Origin of the sequence: Methylobacter sp., from assembly GCF_030680395.1 — a bacterium.
GTDB lineage: Bacteria > Pseudomonadota > Gammaproteobacteria > Methylococcales > Methylomonadaceae > Methylobacter_A.
The window spans coordinates 1-18693 of the sequence record NZ_JAUXVR010000037.1; the positions used below are offsets into that span (position 1 = coordinate 1).

Consider the following 18693-nt stretch of genomic DNA (forward strand, 5'->3'; position numbering starts at 1 on the left):
CTCGTCGTTATACACAAGTCTGTTCAAGACCGTCATTTAGGCATGAAAGCTGAAATGGCGGCCCTGGATGTAGGCCGGAATAAGTCCGCCCGGCGTCAGCAAGGGCGGATGTTTCCGGCAATCGGAGCGCCGGAAACACCAGTCCTGCGCTTAACGCGCGGACAGGCTTATTCCGGCCTACGTCGAGATGTGTATAACGACGAGCGCGCTGCGTGGGAACCCATGCAGGACGCGCTACGTCCTGAAATACTACAACCACAGTCCGAATCGCGCACTAAGGCTTTACGCGGCGTAGCGCGCCTTGACTGCATTCCCACACAGCGCATGGGAACGAGATAAATGAAAATACCATCGTTCCCACGCTCCCGCGTGAGAATGCAGTTAGCGACGCTCCGGCGTCGCGTTTGGCAACGCTGGAGCGTTGCCGGATGCGTTCCCACGCTGGAACGTGGGAACGCTAAGATGCTATTTTTTCTAGCCCTCAGCTTTTACACCCGCCTGCCAGGGACGGCGACCGCGACTGCTCCCGGCAGTCGGCGGCATTTTCTCCATCCATGGAGGTCAGAAGTGTCGCAATCGGTAGGGAACCGATGCGACCGCCTGCCCCATCCTCCAGCCTTGGATTACAAACGGCTGCCTCAGGCAGCGGTTTACTTGCCGTTGGTCGGTTGGCTGGTCGGCGGCATCTGCGCTTTGGTATTTTATCTGGCTGGTTTGCTTTGGCCTCAAGCTACGGCGGTGATCCTGGCGCTAACCGCCGGCATTTTGCTGACCGGCGCATTGCATGAAGACGGCTTTGCCGATGTCTGCGACGGTTTCGGCGGCGGCATGAATAAACAACGCATTCTGGAGATCATGAAAGATTCCCATATCGGGGTTTACGGATTTATCGGACTGCTGTTGATACTGTTGTTGAAGATCAGCGTGCTAATCGCAATGCCTACAACCATAGTGCCTTTAGCGTTGCTGGCCGGACACAGCATCAGCCGCTTGTCGCCGCTGTTGCTGATGCAGCGTTATACTTATGCGCGTGGCAATGACAGCAAAGCATCGGGCGCGGTTTATCAACCCAACTTCCGGGAATTGACTTTTGCCGCAGTTATCGCGTTGTTGCCGCTGGCGTTGCTGCCTGCAGTATGCGCGTTGGCAATCATTCCGGCACTGCTTGCGACCGTACTGCTGGGACATTATTTTTACCGCCGCATCGACGGCTACACCGGCGATTGCCTGGGCGCAAGCCAACAAGTTGCCGAGACTATTTTTTATTTAAGCATGAGTGCCTTATGGATATTTATTTAATTCGCCACACCCAAACCGCTACCGATCCGGGTCTATGTTACGGCCAAAGCGATATTGCCCTGGCGGACAGTTTTCCCGACGAGATGGCAAGCCTGCATGACAAACTGCCCGAGTTTGACGATGACTGCACCGTTTTCAGCAGCCCCTTAACTCGCTGCCTGCAACTGGCAGAAACATTTTCAGACACCGTAATCACCGATGCCCGCTTACAGGAGCTTGATTTCGGCGAATGGGAAGGCAAGCGTTTTAACGACATTGACGCCGCTGTGTTGCAGCATTGGACGAATAATTTTGTGACCGCCGCACCGCCCAAAGGCGAAAATTTTGAAGATTTGTATCAGCGTACGGGTAGCTTTTGGCAGGATTTGTTAACCACTGAAGCAAAACAGGTTTTGGTGATAACCCATGCGGGCGTCATCCGCGCTTTGCTGGCGCGCGCTTTAAACCTGCCCTTGGCCAATTCGTTTCAACTGCGGATCGATTCGGGTTCCGCGCATAAACTGCGGCAGGCTGACGATTACCTTTACATCGAGTACATCAATTTATAATGAACCGCATTGGTACTCGTTACAAAGTTCGCGTTGGCAAATACTTAAGTTATAAATGAACCACGGCGGCAATATTTATCAGTTCGCCCAGAAACTCGGCTGCCTGCCGGAACAGGTGCTGGATTTTTCGGCCAACATTAACCCGGTACAGGCGGTCGACTTAAGTTGTCTGCAAAATGTTCAGCTTACACCGTATGCCGATCCCGATTACGGCTTGTTAAAGCAGGCAATCGATCAGCGCTATCCTGTTCCTGTGGACGTTGATCTTGAACTGTTTAACGGTGCGAGTGCCGCCATCTTCGCCTTGCTGCGCGGCTTGCAGCCGAAAGACCTGGTTTTATATACGCCTTTGTATGGCGAATATGCGCATATTGCCGGGGAACTGGGTTGCAATGTGTATAACATCGACCGGTTCAGCCAACTGATGGCGGACATTCCCAAACACAGCACGGTGATTTTTGTTAATCCATCGACGCCGGACGGCCAACTTTACGACCTGCACGCGTTGTTGGACAAATGGCAGGCCGCAGATTGCACTATTATTATTGATGAGTCGTTTCTTGATTTTTGTCCAGCCGGTTCGGTGGCAAAACACATCACATATTACGATAAACTTTATGTGATCAAATCGTTAAGCAAGTTTTACGGCTGCGCCGGCATCCGCATCGGCTTTATTCTGGCGGCAACAGCGGCGATAAAGAAACTGCAACGCTTTGAACCTGCGTGGAAACTGTCCAGCCTGGACATGGCCTATATGCAGCAGGCGCTGGCGAATACCGCTTTTATTGAGCAGACCCGTCAACAGACCGCGCATTTACGCGATTTGCTGTATCAAACGCTGCAAGATTCCGGTTTGTTCGACAAGATTTATCCGGGACAGGCCAATTTTTTGCTGGCTCGCATGGCGAGCGGCGGTGATGGTTACCGGTTGCAGGCGCAATTGGAACCGTCGCGGATTTTAATTCGCGTCTGCGACAACTTCGAGGGGCTGGATAAAAGCCATGTGCGTTTTGCGGTCAAGGATGAGCAAGCAATTGCCCAACTTGCTCACAGTTTTAAAAATGTTAAAAAATAAAAAATTCACCACGAAGACACGAAGAGCACGAAGTTTTATATTTTTTTCTTCGTGTCCTTCGTGTCTTCGTGGTGCAAAGCTCTTCTCATTTAACAAAAACTATCAATGAAACCATTAGCCGTATTCGGCACCAGTTCGGACGCCGGAAAAACCACGCTAGTCATGGCCTTGTGCCGGATTTTTGCCGATCGTGGCTTAAAGGTCGCACCGTTCAAGGCGCAAAACGTCTCCAATAACTCTGCGGTCACTAAAGAGGGTCGGGAGATTTCCAGGGCTCAATGCCTGCAAGCCGAAGCCGCGCGGGTGGAGCCAAGTTACCTGTTCAACCCGGTGCTGCTTAAATCGCATGGCAACGGTTCGGTACAAGTGATTGTTAACGGCTTGGTTTATCAAAACCAGTCGATTGTTGCCTATTATGCTGAAATCGACAATTTGAAGCAGCAGGTCAAGCAGGCCTTTTCAGTGCTTAAGCAGAACTATGACTTGGTCGTTGCAGAAGGCGCCGGTTCCCCGGTCGAGTTGAATTTGCTGAACAAGGACTTGTCCAACACCTTTGTCGCCAACAGCTTCAATACCAAAAACATTCTGGTGGCGGACATCGAGCGCGGCGGCGTGTTTGCGTCGATTCACGGCACACTGGAACTGATGGACCCGGTCATGCGCAGCAATCTGATCGGGGTAGTGATCAACAAGTTTCGCGGCGACCGGCGTTTTTTCGATGAAGGCGAAAAGATTATCACCGAGCGCTTCGGCGTTCCCGTTTTAGGCGTGCTGCCGTTTAAGCCGCTGAATATCGACATGGAAGATTCCCAATCGTTGCGCAATTATCAGCAGCGCCTGGACGATGCCAAAATCCGCATCGCAGTTATCGCCTATCCGGGCCTGAGTAATTATAACGATCTCGATGTGCTGATGGGCGACACTGAACTTTATGTCGAACTGATCCACGCCTACCGCCCGCTGGAAGGTTTCGACATGGTGCTGTTGCCGGGCAGTAAAACCGTAATCCGCGATTTGCAATGGCTAAAAAATCAGGGCTTGTTCAAGGAGATTTTACAATTCAACAAGCCGGTGTTCGGCATCTGCGGCGGCTATCAAATGCTGTGTCAAAGTTTGCACGATCCTGATGCACTTGAGCATGAAGTCGCTTCAGTGGAAATAGGCTTTGGTTTTATTGACGAAACAGTGCTCTATCAAAATCCTAAAATACTTGCACGCGGACAGTATCAGCTATTTTCATATCCCGCGATCAGCGGCTATGAAATCCATTGCGGCCGCATAGACAAGTATCCGCTGTATTATCAGAGCGACCTGTTCTGTGGAACCCATGTGCATGGGATTTTTGATGACGATGCGTTTCGGACCGATTACTTTAACGCCATCAATCCGCAATATCAGGGCTATGTCTATTCGCATTATCGCGAGGCTGAAATTCAGGACTTTGCCGATATGGTCGCGGAAAACCTGGATATAGCCGCCATTTTGCAAGCGTTACAGGCGGACTGATGTTTTTTGAATTGGCGGCTTTGGCTTATCTTATTGATATGGTTTTTGGCGAACTTCCCTGCAAACACCCGGTGGTATTGATGGGTGATTTTATTAATGCGTTTGAGCGACGTTTTTACAGTGACCGGATTTTGCCCGGTGCGTTATTGGTGAGCGGATTAATATCACTGACCTTATTGATAAGCGTCACTCTGGTTTATTTGTGCGGCCTTTTGCCGGGCTGGTTGTCGCTGATGGTTTTGGCGGTGCTCGCCTCCACCGGCCTGGCCATGAACATGCTGCACGAAAGTGTCGCCGCACTGTTAACCGCCGAACAACCCAAACAGGCCTTAAGCTATCTGGTAAGCCGCGATACCAAGGATATGACCGAAACCGAAATCTATAAAGCCGGACTGGAAACCTGGGCGGAAAACCTCAGCGACGGCGTTATCGCACCGCTGTTCTACCTGTTGCTGTTCGGCGTGCCGGGGATTGCCGTATATAAAGCCATCAACACTATGGATTCGATGATTGCCTACAAAACCGAACGTTATTTTTATTTTGGAAAAACGGCGGCCATAGTCGATGATATTGCCAATTACATTCCTGCCCGACTGACCGCATTGCTAATCGTTTTATTGGCACAAGACAAACAACGCGCTTGGCGATGTTTATGGCGCGACGGCAATAAACTGGAAAGCCCCAATGCCGGCTACCCTATTGCGGCGATGGCCGGTGCCTTGGGCATTGCGTTGGGCGGCGATGCCAGTTATCACGGCCAAATCAAACACAAACCGATGCTGGGCTTGCCCGTCAATCCGGTCGATAAATCCGCATTAACCAAAGCATTGCAAATGAAAGCCGGCATTAATCTAATCGTTCTAAGCCTTTTAACCGCCGGAGCCCTGCTGTCATGAAAACACTGTTTACAGGCGGCATCAAAAGCGGCAAGTCCCGGCTGGCGGAAGCGTATATTTTGGAACAAGCTATAACAGGTAAACCGTATTATCTGGCGACTACCGAGTTTTTTGATGATGAGATGCAGGCACGAATACTCATTCATCAACAACGCCGCCAAGATTTATTTGTCACTATCGAAGAACCCGTTAAACTGTTTGAAGTATTACAAAAATGCCGGGGACCGGTATTGATCGAATGCGTGTCGATGTGGCTGAACAACCAGCTTTATCACCAAATCCCCGAAGCGGACATCTTGCAAGAACTCGAAGCAGTGCTACAGTTATCTTGCGACATGGTGCTGGTGCACAATGAAGTCGGACTGAGCGTCATTGCCGACAACCGCTTGGCCAGGCAGTTTGTTGACTTGTCAGGCAAAGCCGCTCAATTAATGGGACAGCATTGCGATCGGGTGTTTTTTTGCAGTGCCGGCTTAACGATGAAAATGAAATAGATGCTCGTGATGCAAAAGATAAATAAATTCCGTATCGATAATATATTTAACTACTAAAGAGACCACCGTGAACAACACAGGCTATAAACGCTTATTTAAACTGGCTTTAACACTGACTCTTACCGGATGTGCCAACAATCCGGCAATTAAAACCGACGTACCTTATCACAATACTGTCACCATCCCTGCTCATGTCACTGAACATCAAGCTCAGGGTTTAACCGGGACTTACGCCAACTCATTGGCTGTGCGGAACTTTATCCGGCACATGGTGCTTGAACACAGCTTTTCGGAAAGCTATTTAAACAACTTGTTTTCCAAGGCCCAACGCCTGGATTACGTTGTTCGTCTGGAAAATCCACCGCAATACCACGGCCCTAAACCTGCCCACCCCAAGACTGGGGGCTGGACACGCTACCGCCAGCAATTTATTACCGAGGCACATATCAATAATGGCGTAGCCTTTTGGAGTAACAATGCGGATTCTATCCAAAAAGCCAGCGTTACTTATGGTGTTGACCCCGAATATATTGTTGCGATTATCGGCGTGGAAACTTTTTTTGGCCGCAATATCGGCAAAACGCGTATTTTTGATGCCCTGACTACATTGGCATTCGACACCCAACGACGCGCCAAATTTTTTACCACGGAGCTGGAAAATTACTTGCTGATGACCCGCGAGGAAGGTTACGAGCCGTTTCAGCCGGTCGGTTCCTGGGCCGGAGCAATGGGGTTAGGTCAATTTATGCCCAGCAGTTTCCGTACTTTGGCGGTTGATTTCAACAACGATGGACACCGTAATCTTTGGGATCAGTGCGATGCAATCGGCAGCGTAGCGCATTATTTTTCGCGTAACGGTTGGCAAAACAACATGCCGGTAGCGGATCAAACCAAAAGCTATAACGGCGGATCGACCATTGAACTGGGTACAACTAACGGCAGTGAATACTGGCGCGTCCACCCCAATTTTAAGGTGATCAAGAAATACAATAACAGCGATAAGTATGCGATGGCGGTGCATCAATTGGCGCAGGCTATTAAGCAGCGGCGTTTGTAAGTTGCAAATGGTGAGTAAAAGCAGACCCTCTTCTCACGGTTAATATGCCGCCGCAGGCCGGAATAAACCTGTTCGAACGCCAGCAAGAGCTGGCGTTTCCGGCAATACACTGCTCAACAAGCCGGAAACGCGACCTCGCGCTACGCTTGGGTAGCCTTATTCCGGGCTACGCCGTTTTTAATGCGCAACATCATGATGCCATCTCGGCATCATGATAATACTGTTAGGGTTAAGCCCTTGTTTTTTCAGCGTATCGATAGTGGCCTTTACTTCCTGTTTATTCAGGTCGATTACGGTAATTGAGCCGTCACTCATATCAGGCAGGTTTAAAAAGCTGTTCTGTACGAAAGCATATTGTTCATCGGGCGAAAGTACCACATGGTGAGCGCCGCCCGCAGTGGGTATGGCCTTTATTAAGGTCGGTTTCAGCCCGGATTCGCTGATGTCGAAGATATTGAAATAGCCGGGATTTGCGGTGGTGATGTACATGCGGTCGTGCTTGTCATTGAAGTAGATTTCCAATGGTACGCTCTGTTTGACGGAATTAAAGTCGAATACTTGCTGGAAATCGAAGTTCTTGTTGCCCGCATCCCATGTGGCCGTCCAAAGCGCGCCGCCAAACATCGTATCTATATAAGCCATTGGCGGATTCGATTCGGGTAGGAAAACCGCCTCTACGGGCGACACGCCGGAAGGAGAGGGTTTATCGGACAGTTTATGGCTGGACAACACTTTGCCGCTGGAAGCCTCGATAACGGTCACGGTTTCGCCCGCATCGCCGAGATCCGACGGGCGCACAGTGCTGGTGACGATGATGCGGTCGATGTCGTCATTGATGCTGATGCCGTGCGGATAACGGATGAAAGCGTTTTCCGCATCGGCGGCAATCACCTTGATCTGCTTATCGGTTTGCGCATCGCCGACGATCACGTTGCTTGAACCCATGCAGGTCATGTACCAAGTCTTGTTGTCTTTTGAGAAGACCACGTCTTCAGCGACCTTACAGTCAGGCACATCGATTTTTTTGGGTCGATAAGGAACATGCGTCATATCCATTACATGAAGCGCGCCGTTGCCCAAAGAGGTGATGTAAGCTTTACTCAGGTCTTTGTTGTAGAAAATATGATGGGCGACTAAATCGGCAGGCAGCGGAATGTCATTGAGGACTTTTGCAAAGTTTTTCGATGCAGGATCAACATCGATAATCGCGATGCCTTCACGTCTTGGAGTTTGGCCCGGCTTGCTTTCATAATTCACCATCGCCAATATTTCCGCGTATCCCAGCGCAGGGCTAAGCAGTGCGGTACAAACAAACACGGAGCGAACAGCTCTTATTGCATTTTTTAATTTCATCGTAATTCCTCTGATTATTTGTTAGCTGACGGACCGAGGGCCTGTGAGCGACCCGATCCGGCCTTTTTCTTGTCGCCTCAAGTGCTTACGACAGGCGTCGGATCATTCTGCGGTGATGGGATCAATGATGGTTCTGATTTGCGAAATCCGATTAGCCGGGAATCCACCTTTTTCGGCATGCTCTCTAACCGTTTCTTCATCCGGCGCGATATAGACACAATAGACTTTATCGTCAGTCACATAGCTTTCCACCCATTGAATTTTTGGCCCCATTTCGCAAAGAACGCCGCATGATTTTTGCGAAATGTCTTGTAACTCGCGATAAGCTAATGAACCTGCGCCGGGAATTTCGCGTTCAATAATATATTTTGGCATGTGTGTCTCCTGGTTGATTGTTAAAGTGATGGGTCGGCTTTTTAAAACGCAATCAAAATTACGCTTTAAAAAAATCCCCTAATAAATCCTGACAACACTGTTTAAGCGGTGCGGAGGATTTTTCAATTTTCATTCTTAACAAGGCTCCCTGCCAAGTATTTACCAGCAGGTCGGCCATGTCTTCAGCCGATTTGTCGACTCTAACCGTACCTTGCTGCTGTGCCTTAGCCAAGCCTAATTGCAACAAATCCCGGTAACGGTTGACGGCGGATTGCAGCGATTTTTGACAAAGATCGCTGGTATCGCCGATTTCTCCCATTAAATTACCCAGCAGACAGCCGCCTTTGAAGTCCGCTTTCTCAAGCTCTGCAATTCCCTCATTAAAATAGCGCTGTAGCGCGCCAAGCGCGTCACCCTCAGACTGTTGCAAATGCGCGGTCAATTGCTTAATAAACGGCTCGATATAGTGCTGAATGACTTCCGCACCGAAATTTTCTTTGCTGCCGAAGTAATTATAAAAAGAGCCTTTTGGAATCTGCACCGCATCCAGAATCTCTTTCAGTCCGGTGCCGTGATAGCCCTGCTCCATAAGCAAGGTTACACCCTGATTTAACAAGTTTTCCCGGTTAATTTGTTTTTTTGTGATGATTAACATGGTGGAAATAATACGACCGGTTGTCTCATATTGTCAAAATATTTTATGTTTAAACCGGCAAAAGGCAATCAAGTCGCCGGAATTTAAAGTCTGTTTTTCGCCCTTCGCCGATATATTTTTGATAGATTTTCGTGCCCTTCCCGAGTCAGGCAATTTTTCAGGCCCAACAAATTCAAGCCCCATAGCAACAGGGTTTGGTATCATAGACCGTTATATCCACTTAACAGGAAACAACATGGGAAACCAGGTTGAACGCGAACATTTAAAGTCTGATCTTATCCTGCCTTGGGTCATTGTAGGCATGATGCTTGCGATGCTGGCAGCTTATATTATTATCTGTCATATCTTGAACGAACAGCTGAAACAGCCGTTGCCCGAAGCTCAGCGGGTGCTGCTCAGAACGATATTTTATGTTATTGCCATTGTTACTTTTCCGCTGACCAACCTGATCCGGCACATTCAGCTTCGGTTGAATCAGACCATGCCAAGTTCCTACGCATCCCATGGAACAGTTGCCGACGACTGCACGGATGCAGGAGGTACGACTCCATGGATGGGGGAGGTAGAGCAACGCATGGAGCAGTTGCCGAGAGCAATGCAGGGAGCAATTGCCGAGGCAAAAATCCGCTATCTGGTGACTATCATCGTCTCCATGTCGTTGATTGAAGTTATCGGCATTTTTGGCCTGGTCATGTTTGTACTGGGCGATGGTTTCAACACCCTACATATATTCACCGGCCTATCGGCGCTGGGGCTGTTTTTATATCGACCCAAAACCGACGAATATTCCGAAATAATTGACGCAATCTCCGCACAAAAACATGAATAATTTATTAGCCGACGCTGATCTTTGCGTTAAATGCGGCTTATGTCTGCCGCACTGCCCCACCTACAATAAAACCCAAAACGAGAACGAATCGCCTCGCGGCCGCATCGCGTTGATTCAAGCTTGGGCAGGCAGGCACCTGGAAACATCAAAAAATCTGGTTGAGCATATCGACAACTGTTTGTTATGCCGCTCCTGTGAGCGGGTTTGTCCTGCGGTAGTGCCTTATGGACGGCTGGTTAACGATTTTCGTGAACAAATAAAGGGCGAACGGGATACTACGCTGGCAGTGTCGCTGCTGAAAAGAGTATCCCATAATAAAACCGCCGGTCGTCTGGCACAGTCGGGTTTAAAGCTCTATCAAACCACGGCCTTGCAAAAAACGGCGCGATTCCTAAAATTACCTAAATTATTAAGACTCGACAAAATTGATCGCCTATTACCCGGGTATCATGAGCCGACACCTTTGGCGTCGCATTACCCGGCAACTACCGAAGCGAGGGGCAATGTAGGCTTGTTTATAGGCTGCATGGGGTCATTGCTGGACCATGAGACCGTCAATGCGGCAATCGAGGTGTTAACCGCGGCGGGATTTAATGTATCCATACCCAAACAGCAGACCTGTTGCGGCGCGCTGGATTTGCATGCCGGCGATAATGAAATGTCCGGGCAGTTGGCTGCAACCAATTGCAGCGCTTTTGCCGATAAAAACCTGGATGCGATAGTGACTATCGCCAGCGGTTGCGGCAGTCAGATGCAGGAATACCAGCAGGCTGAGTTTGCAGGAAAGGTAGTTGATATCAGTCAGTTTTTAATCAAATCAGGTTGCGATCTCAGCGACCGACTGATGCCATTAGCCGCCTCGGTGTGCCTGCATACGCCGTGCTCGTTAAAAAACGTCATGCGCGAGGAGCAAGGGGCCTTAAAGCTGCTGCAACAAATCCCTGGCATTAAAATAACCTCACTACCTGCGGCGATTCAATGCTGCGGTTCGGCGGGCAGTTATATGCTGGATCATCCGCAAATGGCGCAAGCGTTGTTAAGTGACTTATTGGGAGCAGCTTTAGAGCATCCCCCAGAGTATCTGGTTAGCTCCAACATAGGCTGCGCATTGCATATCTCGGCGGGATTAAGAGAACGGGGAGTAGCGTTGGAAGTACTTCATCCGATTACTTTAATTGCGCGGCAATTAAAATGTGAAGAATCTGACTAATAAACCACAAAACCAGAGGGCGACCAGAAAGTCGCCCTCGCTCGATCAAGAATTAAGCCTTAACTTCTTCATAACGCTGACGATAGTTGTGACCGTAAAAAATTTCAGTCACTTCCTTATGCAGCTTACTTTCTATTTCCGCTTTTTGATCGGCGGACAAGTCGCATTCCTTTTCGAATAAATAGTTTTCCAGCTCGGTTTCTTTCAGCATCATTTTGGTGTGGAAAATATTTTCCTGATACACATTCACATCAATCATTTGATAGCTTTCTTGCGTATCCAAGGCAATATAGTCTTGAATAGACGTGATTTTATGATCGATATAATGCTTTCTGCCTGAAATGTCACGGGTAAAACCACGCACTTTATAGTCCATGGTCACTACATCGGATTCAAAACTGTGAATCAAATAATTGAGCGCTTTCAACGGCGAAATCCGGCCGCAGGTTGAAACGTCAATATCGGCGCGAAAGGTACTGATACCGTTATCGGGATGACTTTCAGGATAAGTGTGGACAGTAATATGGCTCTTATCCAGATGCCCCAATACCGTTTCAGGCAATGGGCCCGGCGATTGGCTATTCATGCTGGGCGGCGGCGGCGCTTCGCCCTCGGAGATCAGCATGGTAACGCTGGCGCCTTGCGGCTCATAGTCCTGACGGGCGATATTAAGAACTTGTGCACCGATGATCTCGGCAACGTCTTTAAGGATTTGGGTCAGTTTATCGGCATTATAAGCTTCATCGATATACTCGATATAAGCCTGTTGCTGTTCAGCCGGTGCGTAACAGATGTCATAGATATTGAAACTGAGCGACTTTGTTAAATTGTTAAAGCCGTGTAATTGCAATTTATTCAAAATAGTTAAACCTCGATAACTTCAAAATCATGGGTGATTTCCACCGCTTTGCTTAGCATGATGGATGCAGAGCAGTATTTTTCTGCGGATAACTTTACCGCTCTTTCAACAGCCGATGCCTTTAAATTATGGCCGGTAACAATAAAATGCAGATGGATCTTGCTAAACACGCTCGGGATGGCATCAACCCGTTCGGCGGTGACCTCAGCCACACAGTTAACAATGTTATTCCTGCCTTTTTGTAAAATCTGCACCACATCAAAAGACGAACAACCACCGACGCCCAGCAAAAGCATTTCCATGGGACGCATACCGATATTACGACCGCCGTGGTCGGGAGGACCATCCATAACTACAGCATGCCCGCTGCCGGTTTCTCCGACGAACATCACACCATCGACCCATTTAACTGTTACTTGCATTTTTTTTCCCGGTTAAAAATGACGCATAGAGTAGCATAAAAACCCTTAGTATCAGAGTAAGAATGTTGATTTTTTTGTTAAAATCCTGCATTGTTAGATGATCTTACTACAGCACTGATAACAAATGAATTGTTGCTATGACACTTAAAGTCCAGGAAAACCACAATAAAGAAGCGCTGGAGCATTTCTTACGCTTTTGCCATATAAAAAAATATCCGGCCAAAACCACTATTATTCGGCCTGGCGATATAGGCGACCGCTTGTATTTTATCATAAACGGATCGGTCAGCGTTTGCGTGGACGACGCTGAAGGTGGGCATGAACTGATTCTCGCTTACTTAAATAAGAATGAATTTATCGGTGAAATTGGCGTTTTTAAAGCGACTGAAACGCGAAAAGTCAGCGTTAAAACACGTGGTGAGTGTCATTTGGCGGAAATAAGCTACGACCGACTTCGTCAAATCTTGAAAAAAGACCTCATGGAGCATGGACATGACATATTTTTCATGATTGGTGAGCAATTATCGACACGATTATTAAATACCAGCCGTAATTTACGTGACCTGGCGTTTATGGATGTAGAAGGGCGAATCGCCCGAACCTTGCTCGATTTGTGTAAAAGTCCCGAGGCAATAACACACCCTGATGGTATGCAACTGCATATCTCCAGACAAGAAATCGGTCGCATGGTCAGTTGTTCAAGAGAAATGGCCGGGCGCGTTTTAAAAGAACTGGAAAATAAAAAACTGATTACCGCGCACGGCAAAACCATTGTGGTGTTTGGTACAAGGTAACAACTGAAAACTCCCCTTACCCGGGAGCGCTAACTCCATAGTTAATGCTTGTCTCAGCAACTTGCTCCTGATCTAAAGCAACTGTTTTTTGCGCCTCCGGCGATCCGCCTTAGGTAGCGTAGCCACTCAAGCCATAAAATTACTCTTTTAGATTAACCAAGCCAGCAACAAACAATCGCAACTTATTTTGGATGATGCGGGTATTATCCGGCCCCATGCGTAGCATCTGTTTATGTACCGGGTTTAATGCCTCAAGTTGTTGATCGGCAAATTTATAGTGTACCGAATGCCTTTCCAATGCAATTTGCCCGTCTCTAACAGGTGCGGCAAGAATTACCGCCGCCGCTTTGGTAAAAATATCTTCCAGACTGTGTTCATCCGGATAACTAAACTCCCTAAAAACCTGTAACAATAACGGCCTGAACTTTTTATACACTGCCAACGTTGCCTGTATATCCAGCGCATTTATTCCCGCCGCCAATTGGTTATAGCGCCGATAACTTTTGATGGCGATAAATAGGTTCTCATTATCCTGATCGACTGCAAACGGCTGATCCGGTTTAAGAAAGCGCAAATGTTTTTCAAGCCGCAATCCCTGCGAAAAGTCGTTAAAAATAACAACGTATTTTCTGATCAGCTGGTCAGTATTCAGCCACCCGGCAAGCGCTGGAGAAAGACCGGTCATTTCCTCTCGCAACAATGAATCACTATGATCAAGATCGGGCAAAATAAATGAGGTGTCCTGATTTAGCTCTACAATATTATCAGTCGCTACTCCAGAAGCGGCTTCTGTCGTAGCCGGTCCATCTATCGCTTCACTGACAGCCAGAGGATCAATTGTCCTCGTCTCTCCTGAGCCGGAAGGAAGCGCTAAAATTCGTGTTTCAGGTTCTGTTACGGCATCGCTTTGCAGATGCTTAAAGTAAAACCATCCTGCGCTCGTCAAAACGATCAACATAATCGCCGCCAGGATCACGCCCCCGCCGATTTTTTTATCTTTAACCTGCTCGTATCGATTCATGTGCAAAACCTCATGCGTATAATTTCACGCGATTATATACCTATGTGAACGGGCTCGTTATGCGTGTAATAACAAAAAAATCGTTGAAAATCCTCTGCTTTGATGAATCTTTCGCATTAAAAGCTATTAAAATACTGTGCTTGCTGGATGAGAGAAAGGCGGAAATCGAAATTTTTTCGCGCTTATACTGAACATTTGTGACGGGATGAAGCTCAACTGAATTATTAGGCTTATGAGTTGAAGTCGCCCAAAGAATTCAGGCTGATTTGACATTCAAAGTTACCTTTACAATCCAAGGCGGACATAAAGGGTGCACCGGCAGGTTACCTGTGTTTACTGATATTTTTTAATTCAAAATTAAGTGTTGGCTTGCCCGGTCAGGCAAGCCAACACGACTAGACCTTTGCCTTATCCCTTGGACGCTCTTTTACGCTCATTTTCAGTTAAAAACTTTTTGCGCAAGCGTATTGATTTTGGCGTGACCTCAACCAATTCATCTTCAGCAATAAATTCCAGCGCTTGCTCCAGGGTCATTTTTTGAATTCTGGCCAGCACCAAACTTTCATCGGTACCCGATGCGCGAACGTTAGTCAGTGGTTTTGGTTTGCAGGGATTAACCGTTAAGTCATTGGTACGTGAATGCAGGCCAACTAACATGCCCTCATAAACTTCATCACCATTCACCAACAACAACTCGCCACGCTCCTGTAGCGGATGCAATGAATAAGTAACGGCTTTACCTGCAACCATTGAAATCAGCACGCCGCGCGAACGACTACCGACTTCGCCCGGTTTCATCGGACCGTAATGATCGAATACATGGTACAACAGACCGGAACCGGAAGTAGCGGTCATAAACTCGGTTTGGAAACCGATCAAACCACGTGACGGCATCATGTATTCCAAACGGATACGCCCCTTGCCGTCAGGAACCATATTGGTTAAATCACCTTTACGCTCACCCAGTTTTTCCATAATCGTACCCTGATGGATTTCTTCCACTTCAATGGTGACCATTTCAAACGGTTCGCACTTTTTACCATCAATTTCTTTAAGAATAACTTCAGGACGCGATACGCCCATTTCAAAGCCTTCGCGGCGCATGTTTTCAATCAATACCGACAAATGCAACTCACCACGGCCTGATACTTTGAATTTATCAGGGTCTCCAGTATCTTCAACTTTTAGCGCGACGTTATGTTGCAATTCTTTGTCTAATCTGTCGCGAATTTGGCGCGTAGTAACAAATTTACCTTCGCGTCCGGCAAACGGCGAGTTATTGACCTGAAAAGTCATGGTTACCGTCGGTTCATCAACCGACAGAGGTGTCATTGCTTCTACGCTATCGGGATGGCAGATGGTATCTGATATTTCGAGCTTCTCGATACCGGCAAAGGCAATAATATCGCCGGCGCGGGCCTCTTGAACTTCAACGCGATCCAAACCATGAAAGCCGTAAACCTGCAGCATACGACCTTTACGCTCGACACCTTCCCGATTGACAATAACCAGCGGCATGTTGGGCTTTATAGTGCCGCGCTGAATCCGACCGATACCGATAACGCCAGTGTAGGTGTTGTAATCCAGACTGGACACCTGCATTTGGAAAGGGCCGTCCATATCGACGGCAGGCGGACTGACTTTGGAAACAATCGTCTCAAATAGCGGAGTCATATCGCCGCCGGTGATAGTGTGCTCTAAACCGGCATAGCCATTGATTGCCGAGGCAAATACAATAGGAAAATCCAATTGTTCATCGGTTGCGCCCAAACGGTCGAATAAATCGAAAGTTTGATCGACAACCCAGTCCGGACGCGCGCCCGGACGGTCAATTTTATTAATAACTACAATCGGTTTCAAGCCCAAAGCAAACGCTTTTTGGGTCACAAATCGGGTTTGCGGCATAGGGCCGTCCACCGCATCGACCAGTAACAATACCGAATCAACCATCGATAATACCCGCTCCACTTCGCCGCCAAAGTCGGCATGGCCCGGGGTGTCGACGATATTGATATGATAGCCGTTCCAATCCAGTGCCGTATTTTTGGCCAGAATGGTAATGCCGCGCTCTTTTTCAATATCGTTAGAGTCCATAATGCGCTCAGTCACTTTAGTATGAGCGGCAAACGTGCCTGACTGTTGCAATAATTTATCGACCAGGGTCGTTTTACCATGGTCAACGTGCGCAATAATTGCAATATTTCTTAATTTTTCGATCACTTTTATGTACTCTAAAGGTTTAAATAAACAAATGTAGAATGCGTTGTGCGCATTCTTTTAAGCATGATGAGTGCGAAAGCACCCTAATGGGTTAATTGCGGGGAAAGAAAGGACGACATGCCGTCATGACTGCTGTTTAGATTTTGTTGGACGCACCCTGCTTGGTCCAATTTGAATATAAGATTAACTCTGCTCCCAAGGCAAACCCTGAAAGCGCCAACCGCCAAGATTGCCCCGATGTTTGTGTTCATCCAAGGCTCCTTCAAAACCGTCGACAATATTAATCAGCAATTGATAACCGGCTTCTTCCAGCGCTTTTGCCGCATCCAACGAACGTTGGCCGCTACGACAAAGCAATAAAACAGGCGCATTACGATCGATTACAATTTTTTTAACTTCGGCAACAAACTGTGAATTAACCTGCCAATCAGGCGCTTCCTTCCAGGGAATTGATATTGCTCCTGGAGGATGGCCTACAAAGGAATGTTCAACTTTTGTTCTTACATCCACTAATACGGCATCGGAATTATTTTGTAACAAATCCCATGCCTGTTGTGGATCCAAATTTTCTATCATTTTGTTTAATCTCTAGGTGCGTTTTGGCGCTCTCGGCAACTGCTCCCTGCGTTGCTCTACCTCCCCCATCCATGGAGTCGTACCTCCTGCGTCCATGCGTCAAGGCTATTAGGTTACGGGCACGAAGCGCATCACTGTGATAAAACTATCAGCATCACTCTACGTTCAGTTCATTCTACGCCTCTGCTTTTTCTCGCATAAAAGTCCGATAAACCAACAATCCATCCGGCTTGTATTTGCCTATTATCTCATCCCCTAGGCCACGGTCAAGAAACCGACTCATGACAATGACGTCAAAACTGATTTTATAAACCAACAATGGGTAAGTTTTTCTTGTCAGGTATTGATGCTTAGCCCTTATCTACAGGGATGCGAGTGGGACATGAGCAGAAACGGAAGCATTACCTAAGCCGCATAAGCCGTTATATAACTCATCACAATAAATAAAATATCAGGCAATCACCGCCAAAATGCTCTGCCAATCGACTCTGTCATTCCATTACCGGCGGCACAACACTAACCCGATGCTCCAGCCATTCCTGCAAAAAATCCATAAAGCTCCTCACTTTAGCGGACAAATACTTTCGATGCGGATATACCGCATGAACGTCCAAAGGCGGCGACGTATAATCTTCCAAAACAACTTGCAGCCTGCCCTTTTCAATATCCCGGCCCACGATATAAGTGGGTAACATCACCAGCCCTAAGCCGCTAATTGCCGCGATTCGTATCGGGTCCGCAACATTGGCCTGCATCCTTCCGGAAACATTTATCCCTGTGTATCCGGCTTCGCCTTTGAAAAGCCATTTATTTCTCGGCGCAATGGCCCAATTAACCAGGCAGCTGTGATTTTCCAAATCTTCCGGGGTCTCGGGAATACCGTATTTGGCAAAATATTCCGGCGATCCGCAAACAACCAACGACGAACTGGCTAATTTCCGGGCAAACATACTGGTATCGTCCAAAGCCCCCAGAAAAATAGCAACATCAATCCCCTCATCGACCAAATCGCCGGGGCTGCTTTGTATAATCATCTCTATGGTTAAATCGGAATGTATTTTCAGAAATTCAGACACTGCATGAGCGATATGAGTCGAGCCGATTACCGGCGGTGCGCTGATTCTTAAAATTCCTCTGGGCTCAGTCTGCAGATGCGTTACCGCGGCTTCCATTTCATCAACCTCAAGCAATACTTGCTGACATCGCTCCAGATAGGATGCACCCACGTCTGTCAGGCTTAAGCTGCGCGTAGTTCGGTTGAATAATCGCGTACCCAGCACACCCTCAAGATGCATGATATGTTTGGTTGCCATGGCTCTGGAAATATCCAGGTCACGCGCACCGCCAGCAAAGCTTCCGGCCTTTGCGACGCGAACGAAAACGTTCATGCTGGTTAATTTATCCATTGGGTTTTCTCTTTAAATCCTGAAAAGGATGACCGCTTTAACAAAGCCGATTGTTTCTTACAATTAAAATAATAAATTGATTATACGTCATATTGTAT

20 protein-coding genes are annotated in these 18693 nt (G+C 47.8%); 11 read left to right on the forward strand and 9 right to left on the reverse strand.

Annotated elements, in window-relative coordinates; genetic code table 11:
• The 8 genes from Q8L79_RS15050 to Q8L79_RS15085 form a co-directional block, all read left to right on the forward strand.
• Window positions 1–339, forward strand: a 339-nt coding sequence (locus tag Q8L79_RS15050; protein WP_305272737.1) for a hypothetical protein, incomplete at its 5' end; no start/stop codon positions are given.
• Window positions 340–1299 (forward strand): adenosylcobinamide-GDP ribazoletransferase, encoded by a 960-nt coding sequence (cobS, locus tag Q8L79_RS15055; protein ID WP_305272740.1) that lies wholly within the window; start codon window positions 340–342, stop codon window positions 1297–1299.
• Window positions 1284–1847 (forward strand): alpha-ribazole phosphatase, encoded by a 564-nt coding sequence (cobC, locus tag Q8L79_RS15060; RefSeq protein WP_305272742.1) that lies wholly within the window; start codon window positions 1284–1286, stop codon window positions 1845–1847. The genes cobS and cobC overlap by 16 nt, the downstream gene beginning before the upstream one ends.
• A gap of 55 nt (window positions 1848–1902) precedes the next feature.
• Window positions 1903–2922 (forward strand): aminotransferase class I/II-fold pyridoxal phosphate-dependent enzyme, encoded by a 1020-nt coding sequence (locus Q8L79_RS15065; protein ID WP_305272745.1) that lies wholly within the window; start codon window positions 1903–1905, stop codon window positions 2920–2922.
• A gap of 105 nt (window positions 2923–3027) precedes the next feature.
• Window positions 3028–4428: a cobyric acid synthase gene (locus Q8L79_RS15070; protein WP_305272748.1), complete on the forward strand. Its 1401-nt coding sequence runs from the start codon at window positions 3028–3030 to the stop codon at window positions 4426–4428.
• On the forward strand, window positions 4428–5324 hold the full coding sequence (gene cbiB, locus Q8L79_RS15075; RefSeq protein ID WP_305272752.1) for an adenosylcobinamide-phosphate synthase CbiB: 897 nt from the start codon (window positions 4428–4430) through the stop codon (window positions 5322–5324). The genes Q8L79_RS15070 and cbiB overlap by 1 nt, the downstream gene beginning before the upstream one ends.
• Complete coding sequence (locus Q8L79_RS15080) at window positions 5321–5818, forward strand: bifunctional adenosylcobinamide kinase/adenosylcobinamide-phosphate guanylyltransferase (RefSeq protein WP_305272754.1); 498 nt, start codon at window positions 5321–5323, stop codon at window positions 5816–5818. Before cbiB ends, Q8L79_RS15080 begins: the two co-directional genes overlap by 4 nt.
• Before the next feature lie 67 nt (window positions 5819–5885).
• Window positions 5886–6875: a lytic murein transglycosylase gene (locus Q8L79_RS15085; RefSeq protein WP_305272757.1), complete on the forward strand. Its 990-nt coding sequence runs from the start codon at window positions 5886–5888 to the stop codon at window positions 6873–6875.
• Between the two features lie 177 nt (window positions 6876–7052).
• Here the strand turns inward: Q8L79_RS15085 and Q8L79_RS15090 are convergent, their stop codons facing one another.
• From Q8L79_RS15090 to Q8L79_RS15100, 3 genes are all read right to left on the reverse strand, one after another.
• Window positions 7053–8228 carry a YncE family protein gene (locus tag Q8L79_RS15090; protein WP_305272760.1) on the reverse strand — a complete coding sequence of 392 codons (1176 nt, stop codon included), beginning with the start codon at window positions 8226–8228 and terminating at the stop codon, window positions 7053–7055.
• 102 nt (window positions 8229–8330) lie between these two features.
• Window positions 8331–8603, reverse strand: coding sequence for a DUF4242 domain-containing protein (locus Q8L79_RS15095; RefSeq protein WP_305272762.1), 273 nt, complete (start codon window positions 8601–8603; stop codon window positions 8331–8333).
• A gap of 58 nt (window positions 8604–8661) precedes the next feature.
• Window positions 8662–9258, reverse strand: coding sequence for a TetR/AcrR family transcriptional regulator (locus Q8L79_RS15100; RefSeq protein WP_305272765.1), 597 nt, complete (start codon window positions 9256–9258; stop codon window positions 8662–8664).
• Window positions 9259–9493: 235 nt separating this feature from the next.
• On the opposite strand from Q8L79_RS15100, the gene Q8L79_RS15105 reads away from it, so the two are divergent.
• Together Q8L79_RS15105 and Q8L79_RS15110 are read left to right on the forward strand one after the other, a co-directional pair.
• Complete coding sequence (locus Q8L79_RS15105; protein ID WP_305272767.1) at window positions 9494–10087, forward strand: hypothetical protein; 594 nt, start codon at window positions 9494–9496, stop codon at window positions 10085–10087.
• On the forward strand, window positions 10080–11297 hold the full coding sequence (locus Q8L79_RS15110) for a (Fe-S)-binding protein (RefSeq protein WP_305272770.1): 1218 nt from the start codon (window positions 10080–10082) through the stop codon (window positions 11295–11297). Before Q8L79_RS15105 ends, Q8L79_RS15110 begins: the two co-directional genes overlap by 8 nt.
• Window positions 11298–11349: 52 nt before the next feature.
• Here Q8L79_RS15110 and speD read toward each other — a convergent pair whose 3' ends face one another.
• Both speD and Q8L79_RS15120 read right to left on the reverse strand, forming a co-directional pair.
• A complete protein-coding gene (speD, locus tag Q8L79_RS15115) occupies window positions 11350–12156 on the reverse strand; it encodes an adenosylmethionine decarboxylase (protein WP_305272773.1) in 807 nt (268 codons plus the stop codon).
• 5 nt (window positions 12157–12161) lie between these two features.
• Window positions 12162–12578 carry an OsmC family protein gene (locus tag Q8L79_RS15120; protein ID WP_305272775.1) on the reverse strand — a complete coding sequence of 139 codons (417 nt, stop codon included), beginning with the start codon at window positions 12576–12578 and terminating at the stop codon, window positions 12162–12164.
• Between the two features lie 137 nt (window positions 12579–12715).
• On the opposite strand from Q8L79_RS15120, the gene crp reads away from it, so the two are divergent.
• Window positions 12716–13372 carry a cAMP-activated global transcriptional regulator CRP gene (gene crp, locus Q8L79_RS15125; protein ID WP_305272778.1) on the forward strand — a complete coding sequence of 219 codons (657 nt, stop codon included), beginning with the start codon at window positions 12716–12718 and terminating at the stop codon, window positions 13370–13372.
• A 139-nt stretch (window positions 13373–13511) separates the two neighbouring features.
• Here the strand turns inward: crp and Q8L79_RS15130 are convergent, their stop codons facing one another.
• The 4 genes from Q8L79_RS15130 to Q8L79_RS15145 all read right to left on the reverse strand — a co-directional run bounded on the left by Q8L79_RS15130 (window position 13512) and on the right by Q8L79_RS15145 (window position 18595).
• The gene (locus tag Q8L79_RS15130; protein ID WP_305272781.1) at window positions 13512–14393 is read right to left on the reverse strand and encodes a DUF3014 domain-containing protein; all 882 of its coding nucleotides are present in this window, start codon (window positions 14391–14393) and stop codon (window positions 13512–13514) included.
• Between the two features lie 408 nt (window positions 14394–14801).
• Window positions 14802–16613: a translational GTPase TypA gene (typA, locus tag Q8L79_RS15135; protein WP_305272784.1), complete on the reverse strand. Its 1812-nt coding sequence runs from the start codon at window positions 16611–16613 to the stop codon at window positions 14802–14804.
• 183 nt (window positions 16614–16796) lie between these two features.
• Entirely contained in the window at window positions 16797–17189 is a 393-nt protein-coding gene (locus Q8L79_RS15140; RefSeq protein WP_305272788.1) for a rhodanese-like domain-containing protein, read from the reverse strand.
• A gap of 491 nt (window positions 17190–17680) precedes the next feature.
• The gene (locus Q8L79_RS15145; RefSeq protein WP_305272791.1) at window positions 17681–18595 is read right to left on the reverse strand and encodes a LysR family transcriptional regulator; all 915 of its coding nucleotides are present in this window, start codon (window positions 18593–18595) and stop codon (window positions 17681–17683) included.
• Window positions 18596–18693 lie beyond the last annotated feature (98 nt).

What these genes read in the sequence shown, in the direction of transcription:
- cobS (WP_305272740.1), top strand. Translation starts at nt 340, where the DNA reads ATGAAAATACCATCGTTCCCACGCTCCCGCGTGAGAATGCAGTTAGCG.
- cobC (WP_305272742.1), top strand. Translation starts at nt 1,284, where the DNA reads ATGGATATTTATTTAATTCGCCACACCCAAACCGCTACCGATCCGGGT.
- Q8L79_RS15065 (WP_305272745.1), top strand. Translation starts at nt 1,903, where the DNA reads ATGAACCACGGCGGCAATATTTATCAGTTCGCCCAGAAACTCGGCTGC.
- Q8L79_RS15070 (WP_305272748.1), top strand. Translation starts at nt 3,028, where the DNA reads ATGAAACCATTAGCCGTATTCGGCACCAGTTCGGACGCCGGAAAAACC.
- cbiB (WP_305272752.1), top strand. Translation starts at nt 4,428, where the DNA reads ATGTTTTTTGAATTGGCGGCTTTGGCTTATCTTATTGATATGGTTTTT.
- Q8L79_RS15080 (WP_305272754.1), top strand. Translation starts at nt 5,321, where the DNA reads ATGAAAACACTGTTTACAGGCGGCATCAAAAGCGGCAAGTCCCGGCTG.
- Q8L79_RS15090 (WP_305272760.1), bottom strand. Translation starts at nt 8,228, where the DNA reads ATGAAATTAAAAAATGCAATAAGAGCTGTTCGCTCCGTGTTTGTTTGT.
- Q8L79_RS15095 (WP_305272762.1), bottom strand. Translation starts at nt 8,603, where the DNA reads ATGCCAAAATATATTATTGAACGCGAAATTCCCGGCGCAGGTTCATTA.
- Q8L79_RS15100 (WP_305272765.1), bottom strand. Translation starts at nt 9,258, where the DNA reads ATGTTAATCATCACAAAAAAACAAATTAACCGGGAAAACTTGTTAAAT.
- Q8L79_RS15105 (WP_305272767.1), top strand. Translation starts at nt 9,494, where the DNA reads ATGGGAAACCAGGTTGAACGCGAACATTTAAAGTCTGATCTTATCCTG.
- Q8L79_RS15110 (WP_305272770.1), top strand. Translation starts at nt 10,080, where the DNA reads ATGAATAATTTATTAGCCGACGCTGATCTTTGCGTTAAATGCGGCTTA.
- Q8L79_RS15120 (WP_305272775.1), bottom strand. Translation starts at nt 12,578, where the DNA reads ATGCAAGTAACAGTTAAATGGGTCGATGGTGTGATGTTCGTCGGAGAA.
- crp (WP_305272778.1), top strand. Translation starts at nt 12,716, where the DNA reads ATGACACTTAAAGTCCAGGAAAACCACAATAAAGAAGCGCTGGAGCAT.
- Q8L79_RS15130 (WP_305272781.1), bottom strand. Translation starts at nt 14,393, where the DNA reads ATGAATCGATACGAGCAGGTTAAAGATAAAAAAATCGGCGGGGGCGTG.
- Q8L79_RS15140 (WP_305272788.1), bottom strand. Translation starts at nt 17,189, where the DNA reads ATGATAGAAAATTTGGATCCACAACAGGCATGGGATTTGTTACAAAAT.
- Q8L79_RS15145 (WP_305272791.1), bottom strand. Translation starts at nt 18,595, where the DNA reads ATGGATAAATTAACCAGCATGAACGTTTTCGTTCGCGTCGCAAAGGCC.